This is a genomic window from Sulfitobacter sp. PM12 (genome assembly GCF_045586035.1).
GTDB classification, from domain to species: Bacteria; Pseudomonadota; Alphaproteobacteria; order Rhodobacterales; family Rhodobacteraceae; genus Sulfitobacter; species Sulfitobacter pontiacus.
Genome location: NZ_CP151529.1, coordinates 1,572,202 through 1,593,968 on the forward strand (window position 1 = coordinate 1,572,202; position 21,767 = coordinate 1,593,968).

The following is a 21,767-nucleotide window of genomic DNA, read 5'->3' on the forward strand; positions in this document are numbered from 1 at the left end:
ACCCTTACTGATACCGGCTTTCCAATAGCCTTTCCTGCGACTTGTGTAAAACTGCAAAAAATTGACATTTCCCCTCTTGCACGGCCCGCAGCAATCTCTTAAACGCTCCCTCAGTGCCCCTATAGCTCAGCTGGTAGAGCAACTGATTTGTAATCAGTAGGTCCGCGGTTCGAGTCCGTGTGGGGGCACCACTTCTTCCCTGATTTCAATACATTGACAGCGTTATGCCTCGCCGCATCCGCGATGCATTTCCCACATTTGTGCGTGCCTCACTGCTTGGCACGCGGGAGGGGGATGATGTTGGATTTTCGTTTCATCCGCGCAAACTCCACCTGGGCGGCGTCTTTGCAGGTGGGGCAGATGGAATAGCTTTTGGCGAAGTTATCTGCATCCGGCGGGGTGCGCAGATCGATCCATTTGTCGCCGATCTGGAATGCGCAGCAGACCGAACATCGCGTGGTATCGTAGTATTCCTCGAAGGCGCTGACCGTAGGGTGAGGGGGGCTGGTGATCGCATGGACAAGCATACTGCCGATGGTCAGGCTATCGTCGGGGGAGGGCCAGATCGTCAGCCGGTACAACCGCCGCACATCCGGCCCGTCACAGCGGTAAAGGATACTGAACAGTTGCTGTTCGATCCGGCAGGCCTGAAACACGCCGAACAGATAGGTACGGGTGTTGGCCCCTTCGACGAAATCCCAAATCTCCCGCCCCAGCACATTGGTAGAGGTCGCCCCCGGCGCGTCATTCTCTATGGCGAAGGCATCCCATTCGGACCCGACAGAGATGATCCGATCCTTGTTGTCCACGACATAGCTGTTTGTCTTGAGGTCCAATGAAAATGCCCTTGGAAAAATTTCAGGTCATAAACAGGATCATCGTTACGTCAGGTCATCATATGCGCAAAACCGGCGCTTGCCCAAATATTTATCGTTAGAATTTAAAGTACCGCGCCCCTCTGCGCTTCAAGCCGTCTTCTGGATATCGGTCGCGCCGGTGCAAGGCAGCGTCAGGCTAAAGGTGCTGCCGACGCCCAGTTTGCTTTCCAGTGACAGCGATCCGCCGTGCAGCTCTGCCAGCTGCTCGGAGATGGCCAGCCCCAGCCCCAAACCGCCGTTTTGCCGTGTCATGGACCCGTCAACCTGTTGGAAACGCTGGAACACGCGGCTCGCGTCCTCCTCTGCGATGCCGTTGCCGGTGTCGGTGACGCTGAACACGATCTCGTCGGCGGAATGTAGCATCGACAGGTGGATTTTACCTTCGCTAGTGAATTTGATCGCATTTGTAATCAGATTGTACAGGATTTGTTTGACGCGCACCTTATCCGCTACGGTCGCAGCAGGGCCGTCGCCGGCATAGGTGAGGGTCAGCCCTTTTGCCTCTGCGGCGGGTTGCAGTTCTTGGGTGACGGTGCGGGCGATCTCGTCCAACTGGGTGGGGGCCATGTCCAGCTCTAGCTGGCCGCGGGACACTTTGGTCCAGTCCAGCAGATCTTCGACAAGGCGGATCATATGCTGCGATGATTCCGCGATTCCGGCACCCTGATCGGTGATGAACTTCTGATACTCTATCGCGGCGGCAGCCGATTTCGGACAGCCGCTGCCATCGGCGGTCAGCGCCGACATCAAACGCTGCGCCTGAGGCATCTTATCACTGTGCCGCATGAACGACGCACGGCCAAAGATCACGGTCAGCGGCGTGCGCAGCTCGTGCGAAACGTTGTTCAGGAACTCGGTCTTCTCGCGGTCGGCGGCTTCAGCGGCTTCTTGCGCGCGTTTCTCGGCGGTCACATCTGTCCAGATGCCGACGGTATAGCCGTGGGGGGTCTTTGCCTCTGTCACCTTGAGCCAGTTGTCGTTGCCGATGTCTTGCAAGAACGCCTGACCCGGATTGCGGAAACGTTGCAGCCGCTCCCGTACCCAGGCCTGTTTGCTTTTCGATCCGCTGAGGCTTTCGGTCCGGTTGGCCCAGTTGACCACAAGCTCTCCCATGGTGGCGCCGGGGACGATCAGATCGGCGATCTGGGGGTGATAGTCGCGGTACTTCTGGTTCACCACCATCACCCGTTCCTTGTCGTCAAACGCGATAAAGCCTTCGTCGATCGCGTCGATGGCCTCGGCCAGCAAGGCGTGCGCGTTGGTCTGGTTCAGCGCCAACCGGCGGAACGCCAACAGCACGCCCAGCAGGAATATGGCGGAAATGAGGGCGAAACCCACCAGGTTCCGGCTTTGTGGTGAATAGGCCGGCCATCCCGCGGCGGGGCGCACGGCGGCTTCCCATGTAGTGCCCAGAACGTTGAACGTGGTCACGACGGGCTTGTCTTTCAGCGCGCTCAACCGGTGGTCGGGCAGGGCCTCTACCAGTCCGGAGGCTTTGAGCGGGTGCAGCTCGAAACTATACTGTTCGGGGTCCGAGAAATCATGTTGCGGGGCTTGCAGCAGACCTTCCTGATCCATCACGACAGAGATGACGCCCCAGAATTGATCGGTGTTCAGCTCGGCGTTCGGCAGGAACACAGGGTAGTGCATGATATAGCCGGTCCCGCCCTGCACAAGGTTCACACGGTCATCCACCACAGGCGCGCGGGTGCGGTAAGCTTGGGCAACGCTCGCCATCTGGGCGGGCAGTTGCCAGTATTTGACACCGATCGTCTCGCGGTTATCGGTTTGCGGGAAACTGTGTGTAATCGACAGGTTAGGGGCCAAAGCGACGGCAATCACGTCAGGGTTGTGGCGTTGCAGGTCGCTCACGGTGCGCGCGATCTGACGCTCGTTGATCTCCCCCGCGACGGCAAGCGTATTCTCGATGTTCTTGGCCACCAGCACGGCTTCGAAAAAACGCAGCTGGATCTGGTCGGCCACCGAATGCAGGGCCTGTTCCACCTCGAGGCGCAGCGCGGCGAGGTGATTGTCGCGGTCGAGCTTTACAATAGAATAGGCAATCCCGCCGATACTCGCGAGCAGGACAATCGTCAAAACGACGAATACCTTAGAGGCTAAATACCCCGTGAACTTATTGAGCAAAGTGCCACCCTCTTCCGTCCAGGTAGGCCGCCGCACGACTTTCTGTCGTTGCTGGTTTGCCTGCCTTTGTCCCCTTTATTGACTGCATCATTGTTTATCGAACGGACAAAATACGGGCGCAATCGAGGCATTTTGTAGACTTTTGCGCAAAGCGGTCATGCCGGTTACTGTCAGGTGTTTTCGGGGGTGATCACGGGGGTGCGATGCTGTCGAAGCGCTAGGGCAAGCCTGTCCTTGGGTGCTGCATCGGTGATCAGATGGCCCAGATGCTCAAGCGGGGTTACCTGCGTCAGGTGACGTTTGCCGAACTTGCTGGCGTCGATCAGGAAATGCGCGGCGCGGCTTTGGTCCAGCATGGCGCGTTTCACCTCGGCAAAGCCTGCGATGGCCTCGCTCACGCCGGTTTCATCCAGCGCGGAGGCCCCAAGAAAACACGCGTCGACATTAAAACCGCGCAGAAAGTCGCAGGTGGCAGTGCCGGTCAGCGCGGCCTCTGCATTCATATAGTCGCCGGGGGTCATGATCACCCGCACCCTGTCGGAGGCCCCCAAGATCATCGCGACCTGCAGGCTATTGGTTAATACCGTCGCCGCCACGCCGGAAAGGGTCAGCGCCCGCGCGAATTCCATCATCGTGGCGCCTGCGTCGATCATCAGGGTCTGCCCGTCTGTCACCCGTTTTGCGGCAAGCTGCGCCATCTGGCGTCGTTCGTCCACATGTTCGCGCTGACGTTCATCCAGCACGCTTTGCGCCCCCGGCGCGCGGGGGGAGGCCCCGCCGTAGGATTTTTGCAAAAGCCCCTGCGCGCTGAGCTCGGCAATATCGCGGCGGACGGTTTCGGTGGTCACATCAAAGCTGGCCGCAAGGTCCGATACACGCACATGCGGGGCAAGGCGCAGTTCCAGCAATATTTGCGCGTGGCGCTCTGCTTTGCGCAGGTTTCGGCGTTCCGTTCCGGTATCCATTCTGCGGTTCCTTTCGGCGGTCGGGGCGATGAATCCGACCGTCAATATTTGGCACTTGCCAAATTACTAGGCGGAAAATGTTGCGAATCGAAAGCTTCAATGCTCGTATCGCGTAATTAATCGCGCAGTACACTCTGCGCGGGTATTCTCGGGGAGGAGAAACAAGATGATCAAACGTAGCTTTATCACGGCGGGCCTGATGGCCGCTTTTGCCATGACCGGCACCACCGCACTGGCCGAAGAATGCGCCGAGCGCGGCGCGCTGGACGCGATGTTCTGTGACGCCAACGGCGATCTGGTAGCCGATGCGCCCACGGACGAAAGCATGCTCAAAGACCCGTCGACGCTGGTCTTTGCCTATACACCGGTCGAAGATCCCGCGATCTACGAAGACATCTGGACGCCCTTCATTGACCACCTGTCCGAGGTGACCGGCAAGAAGGTGCAGTTCTTTGCTGTGCAATCCAACTCTGCCGAGGTCGAGGCGATGCGCTCGGGCCGTTTGCATATCGCGGGCTTCTCGACCGGACCCACACCCTTTGCTGTGAACCTTGCGGGCGTTGAACCTTTCGCGATCATGGGCTCCGAAGACGGGCAGTTCGGCTACAAGCTGCAGGTCTACACCCAAGCCGACAGCGATATCAAAGAGATGGCCGACCTTGCTGGCAAACGCGTCGCGCATACATCGCCCACGTCGAACTCCGGCAATCAGGCACCGCGCGCGCTGTTCCCTGATCTGGGCGTCGTGCCGGATCAGGACTACGAAGTGACATACTCGGGCAGCCACGACCAATCCATGCTGGGTGTGGTCGCGGGTGACTATGATGCGGCACCGGTTGCGTCCGAAGTGGTGGACCGCATGGCGGAACGCGGGCTTTATGACCCTGCCGACGTGCGTATTGTCTGGGAAAGCGATCCGTTCCCCACGACATCCTACGGCGTGGCCCACGACCTGACGCCCGAGCTGAAGGACAAGATCAAGGAAGCCTTCTTTAGCTACGATTTCACCGGCACCGCATTGGGCGAAGAGTTTTCGGGCGTGAGCAAATTCGTCCCGATCACCTATAAAGACCAATGGGCCGTCATTCGTCAGATCCAGTCTGCCAACGGTGTTGAGTACACGCCGCAAGGCCTTGCTGCTGAATGATTTTCCCGTCGAGGCCGGTCCCAATGGGCCGGCCTCACGCATAAGGTATCCTACATGTTGAAAATTACTGACCTCGTCAAACGCTACGGCTCAGGCGATCCGGTCCTCAAGAATCTCGACCTGACCATCGAGGGCGAAAGCGTCGTGTCGATCATCGGGTCTTCCGGTGCGGGCAAAAGCACGTTGCTGCGTTGCATCAACCGTTTGGTTGAACCCACCTCCGGCACGATCGAGCTGAACGGCACCGACCTGACCCGCCTGCGGGGCAAGAACCTGCGGGCCGCACGACGCAAGATCGGGATGGTGTTTCAGGGGTTCAACCTCGTGGATCGTCTCACCGTGATGGAGAACGTCCAGTCGGGCCGTCTGGGGTATATTTCAACATGGTCCGCCATCACACGGCGCTATCCCAAGCAAGACATCCGCCGCGCTTACGAGTTGATGGAACGGGTCGGCATCGCCCATTACGCCGACACCCGCGCCGATCAGCTGTCGGGCGGTGAACGTCAGCGTGTCGGCGTGGTCCGCGCCCTGATGCAGGAGCCCGATATCCTGCTGGCGGATGAACCCACCGCATCGCTTGACCCCAAGACATCGGAACAGATCATGGGCCTGCTGCGCGACCTGTCGCGCGAGCTCAAGCTGCCGGTGTTAATCAACATCCACAATGTGAACGAGGCCAAGGAATACACCGACCGCATCGTCGGCATGCGCTATGGCCGGATCATCTTTGACGACAAGCCCGACATGCTGGACCCCTCCGCGATGGAGGCGATCTATGCGGGCAGCCCTCATGCCGACCGCAGCGGCGGGCCGGATGACAAGGCAGCCGCATCATGACCGCGCCGCGCGACACTTGGGTCAAGCCACCCTTCATCGCCAATCCGGCGCTCCGCTGGGCCGTGTATCTGGGGGCCATCGCCTATTTCGGCTGGGTCGGGCTGACCATGCCCATCGACTGGGACCGCGTCGCCGAAGGTATCGGCCGCGCAGGAAAGATCTTTGGCGGGGCCTTTCCCCCGAGCTTTGAACGCAGCGGTCTGCTGATCGACGGGTTTCTCGAGAGCCTCAAGATCGCGGTGCTGGCCACGGCGCTTGGCGTGCTGCTGTCGATCCCCATCGCCTTTATGTCCGCGCGCAATGTGGCCCCCAAGCCCGTGTTCTATCTGGGCCGGGCCATTATCATCATCGCACGCAGCTTCCATCCGGTCATTGTCGCAATCCTTTTCGTCAAGGCCGTCGGCTTCGGGCCGTTCGCCGGAGTGCTGACCCTGACCGTCTATTCCATCGGCTTTGTCGCCAAGATGCTGGCCGAGCGGATCGAGGAGATCGACTTTGGTCAGGTCGAGGCCATGCGCGCCGCCGGTGCGCCGTATTTCTCGACGCTGTCCTATGCGATCTTCCCGCAGATCATGCCGCGCCAGATCGGTCTGACCATCTACCAGCTTGATTCCAACCTGCGGGCCTCTGCCGTGGTGGGGATCGTGGGGGCAGGGGGCATCGGTGCGACGCTCGCCAATGCCTTTGGCCGCTATGACTATGACTTTGCCCTTGCCATCACCATCGTCATCGTCGGGGTGATCCTTTTCTCCGAGGCCGTCAGCGGCGTCATCCGAAAGCGTATCCAATGACCTCACTTTCTACGCAATTCGGGCGCGACGACTGGTCCCGCTTTACGTTCAAGCAACGTATGACGCGCTATGCGATCTTTCTGGGTTGTGCGCTGGCCATTGCTTGGGCGCTCACCTCGATAGAGGTGATCTGGCCGTGGGTTTGGGGCGCCCCTGAACAGATCGCCGATCTGTTTGGCCGGATGTATCCGCCGGACCCCAGCAATCTGGAAACCATCCTCAAGGTGCTGTGGGACACGGTGAACATCGCGACATTCGCCACCACCTTTGCGGTGCTGCTGTCGCTGCCGGTCGCCTATATCTCGGCGCAGAACACCACACCCAACCGTGTGACCCTGTGGCTGGGGCGGCTGATCCTTGTGACCTCGCGGTCGGTGAACACGATCATCTGGGCGCTGCTGTTTGTGGCGATCTTCGGCCCCGGTGTTGTGGCCGGCATCGTGGCGATCATGTTCCGCTCTATCGGGTTCATCGGCAAACTGCTGGGCGAGGCGATCGAGGAGATTGACACACGCCCCGTCGAAGCGCTTGAGGCGACGGGCGCGTCGCGCTTCAAGGTGATCGTCTATGCGATCGTGCCGCAGGTCATGCCGACCTTCTGGGCGGTGGCCATTCTGCGGTGGGATATCAACCTGCGCGAATCCACCGTTCTGGGTCTGGTGGGCGCAGGCGGTATCGGGATCATCCTGCAAGGTGCCATCGACACGTTCAACTGGCCCGAGGTCGCGACCATCCTGCTGGCGATCATCGCGCTGGTGGTGGTGGGGGAAGTCATCTCTGCCTATCTGCGCCGCCGTATCCTGTGACCCAGAGCATCGGCGTCGACCCGCAAAGCGCCTTTGCGCGCTATCTGCAAATTGCCGACCGTCTGCCGCGCACTGCGGCGGGCGGTCTGGCGGAAACCGGCATGTTCACCGACATCGCGGCGCGCTTCGATCTGATCCTGTTTGACGCCTATGGCGTGCTGAACGTCGGCGAAACCGCGATCCCCGGTGCGACCGATACCATCGCGGCGCTGCGCGCGGCGGGCAAGGCGGTTGGCGTGGTGTCAAACTCCGCTGCCTATCCCAAGGCGCATATGATGGCGCGCTACGCCCGTCTGGGGTTCGATTTCTCGGCCTCCGAGGTGACCACCAGCCGCGAGGCGCTGACCGCGCATATCGCAGGGCTGCCGCCGTGCCGATGGGGCCTGATGATCAACCCCGCCGTCGATCTGGGGGAACTGGCGACGCTGAACACGACTGTGCTGGGGGATGACGCCGAAAGCTACGATGCGCAGGACGGGTTCTTGCTGGTGGGCGCAGACGGCTGGACCGACCGTCGGCAGACATTGCTGGAGGCGTCGCTGAAACGCGCGCCCCGTCCGGTGCTGGTGGGCAACCCCGATCTGGTGGCACCGCGTGAAACGGGCCTCTCGCGGGAACCGGGCTGGTTTGCGCACCGGCTGGCCGATCGCACTGGTGTGATGCCTGTGTTTCTGGGCAAGCCGTTCGGGCAGGTCTTTGACATCGCCCTCGGCCGGTTCAATCGCGCCCTGCGTCCCGAACGGGTGCTGATGGTCGGCGACACGCTGCATACCGATATTCTGGGCGGTGCGCAGGCGGGCTTTGCCACGGCGCTGGTCACGGGCTATGGCTCGCTCACGGGGCTGGATGTGACGGATGCCATCGCGCAGGCCGGTCTGTCGCCCGATTTCATCGTCCCCAACATCTGACGCCCGCGCCCCTGCGCATCGGCGGATCATGACCCCCTGCGCGATATCACGGTTTATTTTGTGGCCGCCACAGGCTACCACCGAACCCGAGGCTATCAGAACAAGGGCAAGAAAAATGCGCAAAGCAGTGACCGCCGCCATATCGGCAATCGTGATCGCGACCACCTTGGGGGCCACCCCCGCCACCGCAGGATCGCTGGGCCGTTTCGAGGTAACGGGCGTGGATGAGGATGACATGCTCAAGATGCGGGCAGGGCCGGGGACAGGGTTCATCGTGCTGCTTGGCCTGCCCAACGGCACCATTTTGCAGGTGCATGACTGTCAGCAAACCGGCGGCACGCGCTGGTGCGACGTCTCGCTTGATCAGGCCCGCCGCGTGCGCGGTCACGTGTCCTGGGCCTATCTGCGCAAGCTTCGGTAACGCGGGCGGCGCAGGCTACCTTTGCGGTTTGTCGCTGGCGCGTCGATTTCTAAATAGTTGATCGTTAAAGTCAGGATTGCGCCTTGTCGTGATCTTTGCTAGGCACGGCGCAATCGCGCTGTGCCAAAAGGGCTGTTTGCCCGCTGCGCCGCGCCAGAGCCAAAGGTGCCCATAGCGCCTTAGCCAAAAATCTCATCGTTTCATCCCACGGTCAGGAGGTCCCATGTCCCGTTTCCGTACCGCTATTCTGTCGCTGCCCCTTGTGATCGTAGCCCCGCTGGTCGCCGCGCAAGAGACCGATATCAAGGATCAAATCTCGGTCGAGCTGAACGCGGCAGAGACCACCGAAAATGCCTGCAAGCTGACCTTCATGATCACCAATGGCTTGGAGGCGCCGGTCGACAAGATCATCTACGAGGCGGTGCTGTTTGACACCGAAGGGCAGGTGGACCGGCTGACGCTGTTTGATTTCGGCACCCTGCCACCGGCCCGCCCGCGCGTGCGCCAGTTCGTCGTGCCGCAAACCACCTGCGAAGGGCTGGGGCGCATCCTGTTCAACGGGGCCAACGCCTGCGAGACCGGCGGCAGCGCCAGCGGCGTCTGTGACACCGGCCTGCTGCCCACATCGCGCACGTCAATCGAGGTTCTGGGCTGATGGATATGTTCTCTGCATTGATCGCCTCGTTCCGCCAGATCGCTGAAACCGGCGGGCCGGTTGTTGTTGTCCTGATGGGCGTCGCTGTGCTGACGTTGGCGGTGGCGATCTATAAGGTCTGGCAGTTCTGGCGCTCTGCCGTGGGGCGGCACAAGGCGCTGACCGAAGCGGTAGAGGCATGGGACCGTGGCGACAAGCCCGCCGCCCGCGAGGCTTTGGGCCGGTCGAAAAGCTACCTCGCCCCCGTGATCAAGATGGCGATGGTGTCGAACGGCAAGGGCAGCGGCGCCGGCGTAGAGCGTTTGCAAGCCGAGGCAGAGACGCGTTTTGCCAAGCTCGAAACCGGTTTCCGTCTGCTCGATTCCGTGGCGCAGCTGGCCCCCTTGTTGGGCCTGTTCGGTACGGTTCTGGGCATGATCGAGGCCTTCCGGTCGCTGCAGGCCGCCGGATCGCAGGTCGATCCGTCGATCCTCGCGGGCGGTATCTGGGTGGCGCTGCTGACCACGGCTGTTGGTCTGGTGGTGGCGATGCCCACGGCCCTGATCCTCAGCTGGCTGGAACAGCGGATGGAGGCAGAGCGGGTGATCGCGGATAAGGCGATCCTCACGGTGCTGAACCCGTCCAACGACGTGCCAGCCCCTGCCGCCGCGGCGTCAGCGCCGACGCCTGAAATGGTCGCCGCACATGGCTAGGCCGCGCACGCGCAGACGACGGCTGTCGATGACCTCCCTGATTGATGTCATCTTTCTGCTGCTGCTGTTCTTTATGCTGACCTCGACCTTCTCGAAGTTCTCAGAGGTGCCGCTGGCCGCTGCCGGTTCGGGCGCGGCCGCGCAGGCCAGCGATGCCAAGCCGGTGTTCTTGCAGCTTGGCCCCGATACCTTGCGTCTGAATGGCGAAGAAATCGCATTGGACGCGCTGGCCGGATCATCCTTGGCCGAGGCCGAGAAAGGCACCGTGCTGCTCGTCTCGCTCGGGGCAGATGTGGACGCGCAGCGGTTGACGGATGTGCTGGTCAAACTGCGCGAGATGCCTGCCTTGCAGGTGTCGGTATTGGGGGGCTGACAGATGCGCCGATTTGCCAAATCCAAACCGCAGCGTGAACCGACCATCGCGTTGATCAATATCGTCTTTCTGATGCTCGTCTTCTTTATGGTCGCGGGCACACTGGCGCAGCCGCTGGACCCCGATCTGAAACTGGTCGAGACCCGCGCGCTTGAGGGTCAGGCCCCGCCGGACGCCTTGGTGATCTACCCCGACGGGCGCTTGACCTATCAAGGCGCAGAGCAGGTGGATGCCGCGTCCTATGTCGCCAGCCTGTCTGACGAGGACCGCGAGATCATACGCCTTGTGCCGGATCGCGCCTTGCCTGCCGAGACGCTGGTCGCGCTGACCCGCGACTTGCGTGCGGCGGGGGCGCAAAAGGTGATGCTCGTCACGCAAAGGGCACTGCAATGATATCGCATTCTCCTACAGCCAAAGGGGTCTCTTTCGCCTTGGCGGTCGGGATCGTCGCGGGGGCGGTCTCCATCGGTCTGCCGCAAGAAGAGATCGCGATCGAAGGGGGCGGTGCGCCGGTCGAGGCGATGATGGGCAGCAGTTTCGCGGATATGGCCGTGGGCACGCTCACGCCGGAACCGGCAGAACCGGCAGAGACGCCCGTGGCCGAGGCCCCCACCGCCGCAGAACCCCTGCGCCCCACCACAGCAGAGCAAACCCCGCCCGAGCAGGCCGAGCCGGTCACCCCGCCCGAACAAGCGCAGCCCGTGACCCCGCCCGATGTGGCAGCGGTGACGCCTGCGGCCCCCGCAGCATCCGCCACCTTGGCACCCACACCGCTGGCCGTGCCCCCATCGGAGAGCGCGCAAGTCGCGCCACCCCCCGAAACCCTGCAGGCGCAAGATCCCGATAGCGACGCCCCCGTCCTGTCGCGCCGCCCCATGCGCAAGAACCCTGAAACCGCTGCCGAAATCGCCCAGGCCCGCGCCAAGCAAGAGCAGGCAGAGCGTGAACGCCGTCAGGCAGAGCAGCAAGCCGCCAAGAAGAAAGCAACGCAGCAAGCCGCCGCACGTGGCAATGCGCAGCGCAATGCGACCAAAGGGTCTTCGTCGGGTCAAAGCGCATCGGCCAAATCCACGACCACCGGCAAACGCCAAGCCGCCGCATCGGCGCAAGGCAATGCCGCCGCCAGCAACTACCCCGGTCAGGTCATGCGCCGCATCTCGCGGGCGGGCAAGCCGCGGATCCGCACCACGGGCACCGCGACGATCTCTTTTGCCATCGCCAGCAATGGCGGGTTGGCCTCTGTGTCCGTGGCACGGGGGTCCGGCTCTGCCGCGCTGGACCGGGCGGCGGTATCGGTGATCCGCAAGGCCGCCCCTTTCCCGCGTCCCCCCGCTGGCGCGCGGCGGCAGTATTCTATCAAGATCAAAGGGCAATAGGCGGGGCGTTCAGCCCCCTACGCCTTGCTTGCAGTGCAGTCGTCGCGGCGGCATCAGCCCTTATATACTGGCCATTTCCGCCGGATTGGCACCCTGCAAGCTGTTGTTTCCCATGGTAAAAAAGACCGGTAATTTTTCTTGGTTACCACCAGTATAACGTAAACACGCCTCAAATCTGCCGTTTTCTCCGCCGATTAACTGTCCGGTAATCAACAGGTAGAGTGCGCCGACATGTTCAAAGTAGCCCATACGATCCATCATGATCACGACCTTGGTCTCGTGCTTCTGGCCGGGCTGCTTTGCGCCTTTGGCTGCTGGGTGGTGTCGCGTTTGTATCAGCACGCCTTGGGGCGACCGCGCAGGCAGGCGCTGATCTGGTACTTCCTCACGGCGATCACGGCGGGCGTTGCGGTCTGGTGTACGCATTTTATCGCAATCCTCGCGTATCAGCCTTCGGCACCGGTAACGTTTAACTTGCAACTGACCTTTGTCTCGCTGTTGATCGCGATTGCAGGGTCGACCGTGGGCATCATGGTGGCGGGCATGTTCCGGTCGCTCGCGAGCACGATCATCGGCGGCACGATCTTTGGCGTTGCGGTATCGGCGATGCATTACACCGGCATGGTGGCCTACCGCGTCGAAGGTGTGGTGACCTGGGACCGTGGCTACCTCATCGGGTCTGTTATTCTGGCGGTGGTCCTGTCGACTGCCGCGCTGTATCTGGGCAGCCGCAGCGCACGGTGGAGCGGGCTGCAAATGACCGGCGTCCTGACGCTCGCCATCATCGGGCTGCATTTCACCGGCATGGCCGCGTTCAGCGTGGACTGCATCGGGCTGAAACCCGGCTATACCAACCCCGAAGAATACAAGCTGCTGGCACTGGTGATCGCGGGCACGGCGACGACAATCACCCTTGGCGGCCTGTTCACCTATTTCATCGAAAACCGGACCCGCATGGAAAGCATCGAGGAGTTGCGCAAGGCCCGCGACGCTGCCGAAGGGGCGAGCCGCGCGAAATCCGAATTCATGAGCGTTCTCAGCCACGAACTGCGCACGCCGCTGACCATCGTGATCGGCTATGCGGGCTTCCTGACCAAGCTCAAGACCACGACCACGGCCAAACTGTCGCCGGGTGAGCCGATCACCGAAAAACACTATAATATCATCGGGGATCAGGCAGAGCTTTATGGCCAGCGCGTCAAATTCGCGGGCAACCACCTGCTGACGATCATCAACGATATTCTCGACTATACCAGCATCGAGCTGAACGACATCAAACTGGCCAAGACCACATTCCCCACACGGGCGCTGCTGGCGCAGGTCGAGGACCAGTTTCAGGGCATGGCGCAGGGCAAGGATGTGACCCTGCATATCCCCGACGGCAGCCTTGACGTGATCGCCGACCGTGGCCGCTGCTTGCAGATCTTGATCAATCTGGTGGGCAATGCGCTCAAGTTTTCCAAGGGCAAGGATATCTTCCTGAGGGCCGAAGTGGACGGCGGCGGCTTCCGCTTCGAGGTCGAAGACAATGGTGTCGGGATGGAGCAGAAAGATCTGGAATCGATCTTCCAGGCCTTCACCCAGATCGAAAGCGCCGACAACCGGTCAGAAGGCGGTACGGGGCTCGGGCTGGCGATCTGCAAGAAGCTGGCGCTGGCGCATGGGGGCGATATCTCGGTCTCCAGCACGGTGGGCAAGGGCACCAAATTCTCGGTCTTCTTCCCGCATAGTCTGGTGAGCACCGGGCGCCCGTCGCAGTCTTTCGCGGCAGCCGCCTGACCGAATAGGGCCACCCCCCACACAGCAAGGGCCGCAGCGTGATGCTGCGGCCCTTGCTGTGTGTGCAGATCAGCGCCTAGCGTTTCAGCAACGGGGCCACGCCAGAGGACAGCATGAACAGCACCGCCGCCACGCTGACGATGCTGGGCCCCGTCGGCGTGTCGAGCGTGAAGGACGCGGCCAGCCCGCCCAAGGCGGCGATCATCCCGATGATACAGGCCGCCATGGCCATGACTTCGGGCGTGCGGGCAAAGGGACGGGCGGCGGCGGCGGGGATGATCAGCATCGCCGCGATCAGCAGCGCGCCGACCACCTTGATCGCGACCGCGACCGTCACTGCCAGCGCCAGCGTCAATATCAGCTGTTCACGGCGCGGATTGACCCCGCTGGCCGTCGCCAGATCGGGGTTCAGCGTGGACGACAGCAATGCCTGCCAGCGCCAGACCAGCAGCGCGATCGACAGGACGGCGCCGCTCCAGATGATCGCAAGATCGGTCTTGGTCACGGCCAGGATCTCTCCGAACAGATAGGCGCTGAGGTCGACGCGCTGGTTCGGCAGCAGCGACACCGCCACAAGGCCGATGGCCAGCGCCCCGTGGGCCAGCACCCCCAGCAGCGTATCCGTGCCAAGGCTGCGCCCGTTCAGCGCCGTCACAATCAGCGCCATCGACAGGGCCACCAGCAGCACCCCCGCGAAAATCGGCAGCTCGAACGCCAAGGCCAGCGCGACCCCCAGCAACGCCGCATGCGAGGTCGCATCCCCGAAATAGGCCATGCGCCGCCAGACGACGAAACAGCCCAAAGGCGCGGCCGCAAAGGCCACACCGATACCGGCAAGCCCGGCACGTATCAAAAAGTCATCAAGCATCTTGGTCCCCATGGGCGTGGTTGCAGCCGGCACCATGGGTATGGCCCTGCGCATGGTCGTGGGTGTGGTCGTGCATGTGGCTATGATCATGCGAATGCGAATGTTCGTGCCGGTAAAGCGCCAGCGCCCCTTGGGTGCCAGTGCCGAACAACGCGCGGTATTCCGGCGCATCGGCGACGATCTCGGGGGTGCCTTCGCAGCAGACATGACCGTTCAGGCACAGCACACGATCCGAAGCCGCCATCACCACATGCAGATCGTGGCTGACCATCAAGACGGCACAGCCCATGTCGCGGCGCACCTCTTCGATCTGGCGGTAAAACGCGGCAGAGCCGGGTTGATCCAGCCCCTGCGTCGCCTCGTCGAGGATCAGGATATGGGGTTTGTTCAGCAGGGCCCGCGCCAGCAATACGCGCTGGAACTGGCCGCCCGACAAGTCGGTCATCTGCTTTTTCGCCAGATCCGTGACCCCCGCCTGTAGCAGCGCCTGCGCGATGGTCTCGCGGGGCTGGCGGCGGGGCAGGTTCAAAAAGCCATGCACCGTCAGCGGTAGCGTCGCGTCGATTTGCAGCTTTTGCGGGACATAGCCGATGCGCAGGTCCGCAGCACGGGTGATCGTCCCCGACGCGGGTTTCAGCGCGCCGATCAACGCCCGCAGCAAGCTCGACTTGCCCGACCCGTTGGGGCCGACGATGGTCACGATCTCGCCGCGCTCTACGGCGATATCAACGTCGCGCAGCACCGTTTGCCCGCCAATGCGCAGGGTCAGGTTCCGGGTGGCGATCAGGCTCATGCGGTGGCTCCGTCCTGACAGGAGGGGCAGAGGCCCTGCGCCTCGATCACCGTGCGTTCAATCTGGAATCCCGCCGCGCGGGCCGCATCGCCCAAACGCCCTTGGGTCAGCGTCGTGTCGCTTTCGGCAACCGATTGGCAACTGCGGCAGATCAGGAAGGCCGGCGTGTGATCGGCACCGACGTGGCTGCAGGCGATATAGGCGTTCAACGCCTCGATCCGGTGGGCAAGCCCCGCTTTCACCAGAAAGTCCAGCGCGCGATAGGCGACGGGCGGCTGCGCCCCGAGGCCTTCGGCAGAGAGATGCCCCAGAATATCATAGGCCCCCAAGGCGCGGTGTTCGGCCAGCAGCAGTTCCAGCACGCGGCGACGTATCGGTGTCAGCCGAAGGTCCGAGGCCGCGCAACGCGCCTCTGCGGCGGCCATCGCGTCGTCGACGCAGGCCCCGTGATCATGCGTTTCAAATCCAATGGTCGACATATTTCGCCTCCGTAGCAGGGTTCGGTGTTGATATGTTATAACGTGTGATCTATCAAGGTTATAGTATAACGTTAATAGGAGCCCGCCAATGCGCCGCCTGCTTTGCACAACCCTTCTTTTCTCTGCCGGTCTGGCCCATGCAGAGGTGCCCCGTGTCGCCACCGATATCGCGCCGGTACATTCGTTGGTTTCTATGGTCATGCAGGGTGCAGGCAGCCCCGATCTGATCATCCCGCCCGGCGCGTCACCCCACAGCTATGCCATGCGCCCCAGCGAGGCGCGCGCGGTGGCCAAGGCCGATCTGGTGGTCTGGGTCGGTCCGTCGCTGGCCCCGTGGCTCGAAGAGCCGATGAGCAGTCTGGCGCAGGGGGCCGAACGTCTGACCTTGCAAGACGTAGAGGGTATCCGCCTGCTGACCAACCGCAGCGGCGTTGCGTTCGAAGCCCATGATCACGGAGATCATGAAGGGCACGATGATCACGATGATCACGATGATCACGAAGGGCACGACCATTCGGCTCACGAAGGTCATGGCGACCACGAGGATCACGAGGGTCACGACCACGGCGCGCATGAAGATCACGGGGACCATGAAGGGCACGACCATGCCGACCACGAAGGCCATGACGACCACAAAGATCACGATGACCACGCAGATCACGATGACCACGACCATGACGCACATGAAGAGGCAGACGCCCACGAAGGGCACAATCATGCACCCGGCGCGCTGGACCCGCATATCTGGCTGGATCCGCAAAACGCAATGGTCTGGTTGGATGCCATCGCTGCAAGCTTGTCCGCGCAAGACCCTGAAAACGCAGCGCTTTACGCAGATAACGCTGCGCAGGCCCAAGCGCAGCTGGTAGATCTTCAAGCCGATATTCAGGCCGAGCTGACGCCGCTTCGGGGACAGAAGTTTGTCGTCTTCCACGACGCTTATCACTATTTCGAAGCCCGCTTTGATGTCGAGGCAAGTGCTGCGATCTCGCTGAGCGATGGGGCCGCCCCCAGTGCCGCGCGTCTGGCTGAGGTACGCGATGTGGTAAAGGACACGCAGGCCGCTTGCGTCTTTACGGAGCCCCAGTTCAACGCCGGTCTGGTTGACGCACTCCAAGACGGCACGGCGCTGAAATCCGCCTCGCTTGATCCGATTGGCGCCGCGCTTGAGCCGGGGGTGGACATGTACCCCGCTTTGCTGCGCGATCTGGCAGCAGCTTTTACCAGCTGTCTGGCAGAATAAGCCCCGCTTCGGGCGTCACAGCGACGCCCAAAGTTGAAACAGCAGCCCCGAGGCAAATGATCCTGTCAGTGCGATCCCGATATACAGCGCGAAGACAGGGCGTTTGACCAAGGCCCAGACGGCGATGGCCGCGGGCAGGGAGGTCACCCCGCCCGCGACCAGAAACGACAGACCTGCACCGGGGGCCATGCCCTGTCCGATCAGCCCGCCTACCAGCGGCAGCGCGGCATAGCCGTTCAGATAGGCCGGCACCCCCACCAAGGTCGCGATCCCGATCGGGGCCAGCCCGCTACCGCCAAGGGCGCGGGTCACCAGCTCTGCGGGAATCCACGCCAGCATGAGGCTTTCCAGCAGGAACGCCAGCGTCAGCCATTTGGTCAGGAAGATCGTGGTCTTGGCGGCCTCGCGCAGGAATTTGGCGGATCGCGTCTTGTCGTGCCAGAAGGCCCAAACCACGGGGTGCGTTGTGCGGACCTTCGACGCGCCACAGCCGCCATTGCCCACGCCGTCGCGCAGCGGGTCGGTCAAGCTACCCGCGCGGGACAGCAGATGCACGATGATCCCGCCAAACACTCCGAGCCCGACGGCCGCGATGGTCTTGGCCACCGCGAACTCCACCCCCAGAACGCCGGTGGTCAGCACGAACATTGACGGGTCCATGACGGGCGACGCCAGCCAGAAGGCCATGACGGCGGACAGGGGCACCCCCATCGCCAGCTGCGCCGCGATCAAGGGGATCACTCCGCATGAACAGAAGGGCGACACCCCGCCGGCCAGTGCTGCAATGGCGATCATCACGGCGGGTGATCCGGTAAAGGCGCGCGCGATCAGCCCGTCGGCTCCCGTGGCTCCCGCGTAGGCGGCAACCGCGATGGACAGGATCAGAAACGGCGCGACATCCAGCAGGTTGGTCGCGGTGAAGTGCACGCTGGTCACGGCAAGCGGCGCATCGAGCGCTGCGACAGCGGCCAGCACCGCGATACAGACGAGCCACACGCGTTCTCGCGTCCAGATGTGATGGGCCAGCGACCTGAGCGGGCTGCGCGCGGGGTGGGGCAGGTCGGTCATGCGGCGGACTCCTTCTTAAGCGAAACGCCGGTGCAGCATTCCGAGGTGAGAAACGAAAGCGTGGCCCGCATCACGTCGAAATCGACGCGGTTGACGATGTTGCGCCCGTCGCGGCGCTGGATGATCAACCCCGCATCGACCAATGCCCCAAGGTGATGGGCAAGGGTGGAGGGGGCCGCGTTCAGATGGGCACCGATCTCTCCCACGGTCAGCGCGTCTTCACCGGCGCGGACAAGCAGGCGAAAGATCGCGAGGCGGGTATCATGGCCAAGGGCGGCGAGGGCGCGGGCAGTTGTTTGATGTTCTGTCATAGCGCCAAACAAAACTATAAAACTAGTTTTGTAAAGATGATTCGCATTTACCGGTGCGACAAAGAAATTGCGCCCAAGGGGGGGAACCCTTGGGCGCAGAGATTTTGAAATGAATTTGGTTGGAATAGGGTCGGGGCGTCAGACGGCGATCTTGCCGCCGCCCTGTTTGGTGACCACAACCACCGCAGGGCGCGGGGGCATCTTGGGGTCAAAATCGGGCCAGCGGGTGGCGGGATCTTCAAAGGTGCTTTCACGCTCGAACCCGGGGATGTTCTTGGTCCCGTCCGTGCCGGGGTGTTGCACGGCGACAAACAGCGTCTCGCCGTCGTCGGTAAAGTAGGGGCCGCACATCTCGCCGCCGACGGGGCAGCGGAAGAACAGCTTGGACGTGCCGCGCGCCTCGCCTTCGGTTTCGACCGCATAGAGCCCGTCCGACTTGCCCGTCTTGGCCCAGTTGCTGCCCTGATCCGTGCTGACCCACAGGCGACCATCGGCGTCGATAGCGCAGTTGTCGGGGCTGCCGAACCACCCGTTTTCAGAGGTTTCGGGGTTCCATTGTGCGCCCACGTCCGACACCGATGGATCACCGCATTTCACAAGGATCGACCAGCGCCCCTGCGTCGCCGCGTGGTTGCCGCCGTCTTCCTTGATCTCGATGATGTGGCCAAAGCTGCTGTCGGCACGCGGGTTGGCGGCGTTTACCTCATCCTCTGTGCGTTTTGTGTTGTTTGTCAGCATGATATAGGCCGTGCCGTCACCACGGGGCTGCGCGTCTTCGGGGCGGTCCATCGGGGTCGCGCCCAGCAGATCGGCGGCGATCCGCGTGTCGATCATCACGTCGCCTTGGTCATTGAAGCCGTTTTCAGCCGTCAGCGGGCCTGTGCCGTGGGTCAGGGGCAGCCAGGTCACCGTGCCGTCCTCGTCAAAGCGCGCGACATAAAGCGTGCCGTCGCTCAGCAGTTTGGCGTTGGCCGCCCGGTCGTCCGAGACTTTGCCCCCCGAGACGTATTTATACTGGTAATCAAAGCGGTTGTCGTCGCCCATATAGATCACCAGACGCCCGTCACTGCTGACCGTGGTTTCCGCACCTTCGTGGCGGAAGCGGCCCAAAGCGGTGTGTTTGACGGGGGTAGAGGTCGGGTCCATCGGGTCCACCTCGACCACCCAGCCGAATTTATTGGGGGCGAGAGGCTCTTTATCGATGTTGAAACGGTCGTATTGCGCGCCCCAGGCGTACCACATGCCCGGCACGCCATAGCGTTTGTAGGACGCGGCTTCGGGATGGTCATCGGCGATCACGGGTTTGCCGTCGGCGTCCAGTTGGTCGCTCCAGAAATAGCCGTGGAAGTTCTCTTCGGCCATGAGCCACGTCCCCCAAGGGGTCAGCCCGCCCGCGCAGTTGTTCAGCGTGCCGATCACATTCACCCCGTCGGGGTCGTCGTTGGTCTTCATCCGCGCATGGCCCGCGGCGGGGCCGTCGATGGTCATCGCGGTGTCCAGCGGAGTGATGCGGCGGTTCATCTTGCCGTCGCGCACCACCTGCCAGACCCCGGCGTCGTCCTTGGCGATCTCGACCACCGAACCACCGTGGGCGGCCATTTCAATGTCGATGAGCGCGGGCGTCATGCCGGAAAATTGCGCGCGGTCCTGACGGCCAAGTCCGGGGAACATCACCTCTTCGTTGGTGTATTCGTGGTTCACACAAAGCAACCCGCGGCTGCCGTCGTCATTCAGCGGGACAAAGCCCACGTAGTCATTGTTATAGCCGAACTGCTTAAGCTGCGCCGCCGCGGTCTGGTTCATCACGTCGAATTCGGGCGCGTCGGCGGTGATCGGATCGCCCCACCGCAGCAGCACATTGGCGTCATAGCCGTCGGCCACATGATGGGTTTCGTCATTGCCCCATGCCAGTTCGTCAAAGACATAGCGGCTGTCCGCGGTGGCGGCACTTGCCTGACGCGGTGCGACCATTGCCGAGGTGCCGAACAATGCGGTTGTCGCCGTGACCCCCAGCATGCCGCGCAAGATGTCGCGGCGTCCGTAGCGCGCGTTGATCACATCGCCGATGGTGCGCTGCAGATTGGGGTTGGTGGGGATGTCGTCGAAGGCTTCGAAAGCTTCGGCCTTGTTGCCGATTTCGGGATCATCGAGGATTTGGCGACGTGTCATGGCTATTCCTTTATTGTGTCGGGCAGTGCGTCTGGCATTGCGTTTGGCGAGGTGACTCGCGGTTGCGCCTTATGTCGTCGCGATGTGCTACAAACGTGTTCCGCTTTCATGACAGTTCTGTGACAGGGCGCGCGGCGGTGGGCTGTGTTGCGCGCCACCTTAGCGCAGGAACGGGCAGGATGTGGGCGAAAATCGGCTGCCGGTATCCGCAGCACAGATCAGCGGGGCAGGGCGGTGGCGCAGGGCCAAATCCAAAGCCAAGGGGATGATCGGTCCTGCCCCCCTTGAACCCCCTAGGTGGCGCGATTAATCTTAAGCCAAGGTTTCGCGGGTATGGTCCGGCGAACGGCAATATCAGGCAGGCTTTATGAACGATCCACATGATACATATATGAACACGCTGGTCCCTATGGTGGTTGAACAAACCAGCCGGGGCGAACGTGCGTACGACATCTTCTCGCGTCTGCTGAAAGAGCGGATCATTTTCCTTAACGGGCCTGTGCATGACGGCATGTCATCGCTGATCGTGGCGCAGCTTCTGCACCTCGAGGCAGAGAACCCCTCCAAGGAAATTTCCATGTATATCAACAGCCCCGGCGGCGTTGTGACCTCTGGCCTGTCGATCTACGACACGATGCAGTACATCAAACCGAAGGTGTCCACGCTGGTCATCGGGCAGGCGGCATCCATGGGGTCGCTGTTGCTGCAAGCGGGCGAAAAAGGCATGCGATTCTCGCTGCCCAACAGCCGCGTTATGGTCCACCAGCCCTCCGGCGGGTATCAGGGTCAGGCGACGGACATCATGATTCACGCGCAGGAAACGCAAAAGCTGAAAACGCGCCTGAACGAGATCTATGTCAAACACACCGGCCAGCCGCTGGAAAAAGTCGAAGCAGCGCTTGAGCGTGACAACTTCATGTCGCCCGAAGAAGCCAAAGACTGGGGCCTGATCGACGAGATCGTCGAGAACCGCGGCAAGATGGATGATCCTGATGCGCCAAAAGATGGCGACAAAAAAGGCAAGTAAATAAGGCGTGCGTGGCCCGTTATTTTGCGATTG

The 21,767-nt window shown here is 62.1% G+C and carries 24 protein-coding genes and 1 tRNA gene; 15 read left to right on the top strand and 10 right to left on the bottom strand.

The window, feature by feature from the left end; genetic code table 11:
• The first annotated feature begins 115 nt into the window (after positions 1–115).
• Positions 116–191: transfer RNA gene (locus AADW22_RS07530), tRNA-Thr, on the top strand.
• Positions 192–269: 78 nt separating this feature from the next.
• Here the strand turns inward: AADW22_RS07530 and AADW22_RS07535 are convergent.
• The 3 genes from AADW22_RS07535 to AADW22_RS07545 all read right to left on the bottom strand — a co-directional run bounded on the left by AADW22_RS07535 (position 270) and on the right by AADW22_RS07545 (position 3,988).
• Complete coding sequence (locus tag AADW22_RS07535) at positions 270–836, bottom strand: hypothetical protein (protein WP_407473408.1); 567 nt, start codon at positions 834–836, stop codon at positions 270–272.
• A 129-nt stretch (positions 837–965) separates the two neighbouring features.
• Positions 966–2,975, bottom strand: a complete 2,010-nt coding sequence (locus AADW22_RS07540; protein ID WP_181358633.1) for an ATP-binding protein — start codon at positions 2,973–2,975, stop codon at positions 966–968.
• A 218-nt stretch (positions 2,976–3,193) separates the two neighbouring features.
• Positions 3,194–3,988: a DeoR/GlpR family DNA-binding transcription regulator gene (locus AADW22_RS07545; RefSeq protein WP_407473409.1), complete on the bottom strand. Its 795-nt coding sequence runs from the start codon at positions 3,986–3,988 to the stop codon at positions 3,194–3,196.
• 166 nt (positions 3,989–4,154) lie between these two features.
• Here AADW22_RS07545 and phnD point away from each other — a divergent pair, with 166 nt between their 5' ends.
• From phnD to AADW22_RS07600, 11 genes are all read left to right on the top strand, one after another.
• Positions 4,155–5,135, top strand: a complete 981-nt coding sequence (phnD, locus tag AADW22_RS07550; protein WP_407473410.1) for a phosphate/phosphite/phosphonate ABC transporter substrate-binding protein — start codon at positions 4,155–4,157, stop codon at positions 5,133–5,135.
• Between the two features lie 54 nt (positions 5,136–5,189).
• Positions 5,190–5,975 carry a phosphonate ABC transporter ATP-binding protein gene (gene phnC / locus AADW22_RS07555; protein WP_009826698.1) on the top strand — a complete coding sequence of 262 codons (786 nt, stop codon included), beginning with the start codon at positions 5,190–5,192 and terminating at the stop codon, positions 5,973–5,975.
• Entirely contained in the window at positions 5,972–6,766 is a 795-nt protein-coding gene (phnE, locus tag AADW22_RS07560) for a phosphonate ABC transporter, permease protein PhnE (protein ID WP_037962787.1), read from the top strand. Before phnC ends, phnE (AADW22_RS07560) begins: the two co-directional genes overlap by 4 nt.
• A complete protein-coding gene (gene phnE / locus AADW22_RS07565; RefSeq protein ID WP_005852764.1) occupies positions 6,763–7,572 on the top strand; it encodes a phosphonate ABC transporter, permease protein PhnE in 810 nt (269 codons plus the stop codon). Before phnE (AADW22_RS07560) ends, phnE (AADW22_RS07565) begins: the two co-directional genes overlap by 4 nt.
• Positions 7,569–8,480: an HAD-IIA family hydrolase gene (locus AADW22_RS07570; RefSeq protein ID WP_407473411.1), complete on the top strand. Its 912-nt coding sequence runs from the start codon at positions 7,569–7,571 to the stop codon at positions 8,478–8,480. Before phnE (AADW22_RS07565) ends, AADW22_RS07570 begins: the two co-directional genes overlap by 4 nt.
• A gap of 115 nt (positions 8,481–8,595) precedes the next feature.
• Positions 8,596–8,901 carry an SH3 domain-containing protein gene (locus AADW22_RS07575; protein ID WP_243249975.1) on the top strand — a complete coding sequence of 102 codons (306 nt, stop codon included), beginning with the start codon at positions 8,596–8,598 and terminating at the stop codon, positions 8,899–8,901.
• Between the two features lie 223 nt (positions 8,902–9,124).
• Positions 9,125–9,556, top strand: a complete 432-nt coding sequence (locus tag AADW22_RS07580; protein ID WP_407473412.1) for a hypothetical protein — start codon at positions 9,125–9,127, stop codon at positions 9,554–9,556.
• Positions 9,556–10,248, top strand: coding sequence for a MotA/TolQ/ExbB proton channel family protein (locus AADW22_RS07585; protein ID WP_407473413.1), 693 nt, complete (start codon positions 9,556–9,558; stop codon positions 10,246–10,248). Before AADW22_RS07580 ends, AADW22_RS07585 begins: the two co-directional genes overlap by 1 nt.
• Positions 10,249–10,276: 28 nt before the next feature.
• Entirely contained in the window at positions 10,277–10,621 is a 345-nt protein-coding gene (locus tag AADW22_RS07590) for an ExbD/TolR family protein (protein ID WP_407473414.1), read from the top strand.
• A 3-nt stretch (positions 10,622–10,624) separates the two neighbouring features.
• A complete protein-coding gene (locus AADW22_RS07595) occupies positions 10,625–11,014 on the top strand; it encodes an ExbD/TolR family protein (RefSeq protein WP_407473415.1) in 390 nt (129 codons plus the stop codon).
• Complete coding sequence (locus AADW22_RS07600) at positions 11,011–11,997, top strand: TonB family protein (RefSeq protein ID WP_407473416.1); 987 nt, start codon at positions 11,011–11,013, stop codon at positions 11,995–11,997. Before AADW22_RS07595 ends, AADW22_RS07600 begins: the two co-directional genes overlap by 4 nt.
• Positions 11,998–12,057: 60 nt before the next feature.
• Here the strand turns inward: AADW22_RS07600 and AADW22_RS07605 are convergent, their stop codons facing one another.
• Positions 12,058–12,258 carry a hypothetical protein gene (locus AADW22_RS07605; RefSeq protein ID WP_289082134.1) on the bottom strand — a complete coding sequence of 67 codons (201 nt, stop codon included), beginning with the start codon at positions 12,256–12,258 and terminating at the stop codon, positions 12,058–12,060.
• Between AADW22_RS07605 and AADW22_RS07610 the strand changes: the two genes are divergently transcribed.
• Positions 12,229–13,776: an MHYT domain-containing protein gene (locus AADW22_RS07610; protein ID WP_009826708.1), complete on the top strand. Its 1,548-nt coding sequence runs from the start codon at positions 12,229–12,231 to the stop codon at positions 13,774–13,776. The genes AADW22_RS07605 and AADW22_RS07610 overlap by 30 nt on opposite strands.
• A gap of 76 nt (positions 13,777–13,852) precedes the next feature.
• On the opposite strand, the gene AADW22_RS07615 is transcribed toward AADW22_RS07610, so the two are convergent.
• Genes AADW22_RS07615 through AADW22_RS07625 form a run of 3 tightly spaced genes read right to left on the bottom strand, consistent with a single transcriptional unit; the run spans position 13,853 to position 15,916 of the window.
• Entirely contained in the window at positions 13,853–14,644 is a 792-nt protein-coding gene (locus AADW22_RS07615; RefSeq protein ID WP_180827530.1) for an iron chelate uptake ABC transporter family permease subunit, read from the bottom strand.
• The gene (locus tag AADW22_RS07620; protein WP_407473417.1) at positions 14,637–15,437 is read right to left on the bottom strand and encodes a metal ABC transporter ATP-binding protein; all 801 of its coding nucleotides are present in this window, start codon (positions 15,435–15,437) and stop codon (positions 14,637–14,639) included. The genes AADW22_RS07615 and AADW22_RS07620 overlap by 8 nt, the downstream gene beginning before the upstream one ends.
• Positions 15,434–15,916, bottom strand: a complete 483-nt coding sequence (locus AADW22_RS07625) for a Fur family transcriptional regulator (RefSeq protein ID WP_005852777.1) — start codon at positions 15,914–15,916, stop codon at positions 15,434–15,436. The genes AADW22_RS07620 and AADW22_RS07625 overlap by 4 nt, the downstream gene beginning before the upstream one ends.
• Before the next feature lie 88 nt (positions 15,917–16,004).
• Between AADW22_RS07625 and AADW22_RS07630 the strand changes: the two genes are divergently transcribed.
• A complete protein-coding gene (locus AADW22_RS07630; protein WP_407473418.1) occupies positions 16,005–17,159 on the top strand; it encodes a zinc ABC transporter substrate-binding protein in 1,155 nt (384 codons plus the stop codon).
• Between the two features lie 15 nt (positions 17,160–17,174).
• Here AADW22_RS07630 and AADW22_RS07635 read toward each other — a convergent pair whose 3' ends face one another.
• The 3 genes from AADW22_RS07635 to AADW22_RS07645 all read right to left on the bottom strand — a co-directional run bounded on the left by AADW22_RS07635 (position 17,175) and on the right by AADW22_RS07645 (position 20,707).
• Positions 17,175–18,227 (bottom strand): permease, encoded by a 1,053-nt coding sequence (locus tag AADW22_RS07635; protein ID WP_407473419.1) that lies wholly within the window; start codon positions 18,225–18,227, stop codon positions 17,175–17,177.
• A complete protein-coding gene (locus AADW22_RS07640; protein ID WP_132996782.1) occupies positions 18,224–18,538 on the bottom strand; it encodes a helix-turn-helix transcriptional regulator in 315 nt (104 codons plus the stop codon). Before AADW22_RS07640 ends, AADW22_RS07635 begins: the two co-directional genes overlap by 4 nt.
• 138 nt (positions 18,539–18,676) lie before the next feature.
• Positions 18,677–20,707, bottom strand: coding sequence for a PhoX family phosphatase (locus AADW22_RS07645; protein WP_184582373.1), 2,031 nt, complete (start codon positions 20,705–20,707; stop codon positions 18,677–18,679).
• Between the two features lie 367 nt (positions 20,708–21,074).
• Between AADW22_RS07645 and AADW22_RS07650 the strand changes: the two genes are divergently transcribed.
• Positions 21,075–21,734 (top strand): ATP-dependent Clp protease proteolytic subunit, encoded by a 660-nt coding sequence (locus AADW22_RS07650; protein ID WP_009826714.1) that lies wholly within the window; start codon positions 21,075–21,077, stop codon positions 21,732–21,734.
• Positions 21,735–21,767: the final 33 nt, after the last annotated feature.

Excerpts from the sequence above, each read along its gene's own strand:
- AADW22_RS07545 (WP_407473409.1), bottom strand. The coding sequence starts at position 3,988 with ATGGATACCGGAACGGAACGCCGAAACCTGCGCAAAGCAGAGCGCCAC.
- phnD (WP_407473410.1), top strand. The coding sequence starts at position 4,155 with ATGATCAAACGTAGCTTTATCACGGCGGGCCTGATGGCCGCTTTTGCC.
- phnC (WP_009826698.1), top strand. The coding sequence starts at position 5,190 with ATGTTGAAAATTACTGACCTCGTCAAACGCTACGGCTCAGGCGATCCG.
- phnE (WP_037962787.1), top strand. The coding sequence starts at position 5,972 with ATGACCGCGCCGCGCGACACTTGGGTCAAGCCACCCTTCATCGCCAAT.
- phnE (WP_005852764.1), top strand. The coding sequence starts at position 6,763 with ATGACCTCACTTTCTACGCAATTCGGGCGCGACGACTGGTCCCGCTTT.
- AADW22_RS07575 (WP_243249975.1), top strand. The coding sequence starts at position 8,596 with ATGCGCAAAGCAGTGACCGCCGCCATATCGGCAATCGTGATCGCGACC.
- AADW22_RS07580 (WP_407473412.1), top strand. The coding sequence starts at position 9,125 with ATGTCCCGTTTCCGTACCGCTATTCTGTCGCTGCCCCTTGTGATCGTA.
- AADW22_RS07585 (WP_407473413.1), top strand. The coding sequence starts at position 9,556 with ATGGATATGTTCTCTGCATTGATCGCCTCGTTCCGCCAGATCGCTGAA.
- AADW22_RS07590 (WP_407473414.1), top strand. The coding sequence starts at position 10,277 with ATGACCTCCCTGATTGATGTCATCTTTCTGCTGCTGCTGTTCTTTATG.
- AADW22_RS07595 (WP_407473415.1), top strand. The coding sequence starts at position 10,625 with ATGCGCCGATTTGCCAAATCCAAACCGCAGCGTGAACCGACCATCGCG.
- AADW22_RS07600 (WP_407473416.1), top strand. The coding sequence starts at position 11,011 with ATGATATCGCATTCTCCTACAGCCAAAGGGGTCTCTTTCGCCTTGGCG.
- AADW22_RS07610 (WP_009826708.1), top strand. The coding sequence starts at position 12,229 with ATGTTCAAAGTAGCCCATACGATCCATCATGATCACGACCTTGGTCTC.
- AADW22_RS07605 (WP_289082134.1), bottom strand. The coding sequence starts at position 12,258 with ATGATGGATCGTATGGGCTACTTTGAACATGTCGGCGCACTCTACCTG.
- AADW22_RS07615 (WP_180827530.1), bottom strand. The coding sequence starts at position 14,644 with ATGCTTGATGACTTTTTGATACGTGCCGGGCTTGCCGGTATCGGTGTG.
- AADW22_RS07620 (WP_407473417.1), bottom strand. The coding sequence starts at position 15,437 with ATGAGCCTGATCGCCACCCGGAACCTGACCCTGCGCATTGGCGGGCAA.
- AADW22_RS07625 (WP_005852777.1), bottom strand. The coding sequence starts at position 15,916 with ATGTCGACCATTGGATTTGAAACGCATGATCACGGGGCCTGCGTCGAC.
- AADW22_RS07630 (WP_407473418.1), top strand. The coding sequence starts at position 16,005 with ATGCGCCGCCTGCTTTGCACAACCCTTCTTTTCTCTGCCGGTCTGGCC.
- AADW22_RS07635 (WP_407473419.1), bottom strand. The coding sequence starts at position 18,227 with ATGACCGACCTGCCCCACCCCGCGCGCAGCCCGCTCAGGTCGCTGGCC.
- AADW22_RS07640 (WP_132996782.1), bottom strand. The coding sequence starts at position 18,538 with ATGACAGAACATCAAACAACTGCCCGCGCCCTCGCCGCCCTTGGCCAT.
- AADW22_RS07645 (WP_184582373.1), bottom strand. The coding sequence starts at position 20,707 with ATGACACGTCGCCAAATCCTCGATGATCCCGAAATCGGCAACAAGGCC.
- AADW22_RS07650 (WP_009826714.1), top strand. The coding sequence starts at position 21,075 with ATGAACGATCCACATGATACATATATGAACACGCTGGTCCCTATGGTG.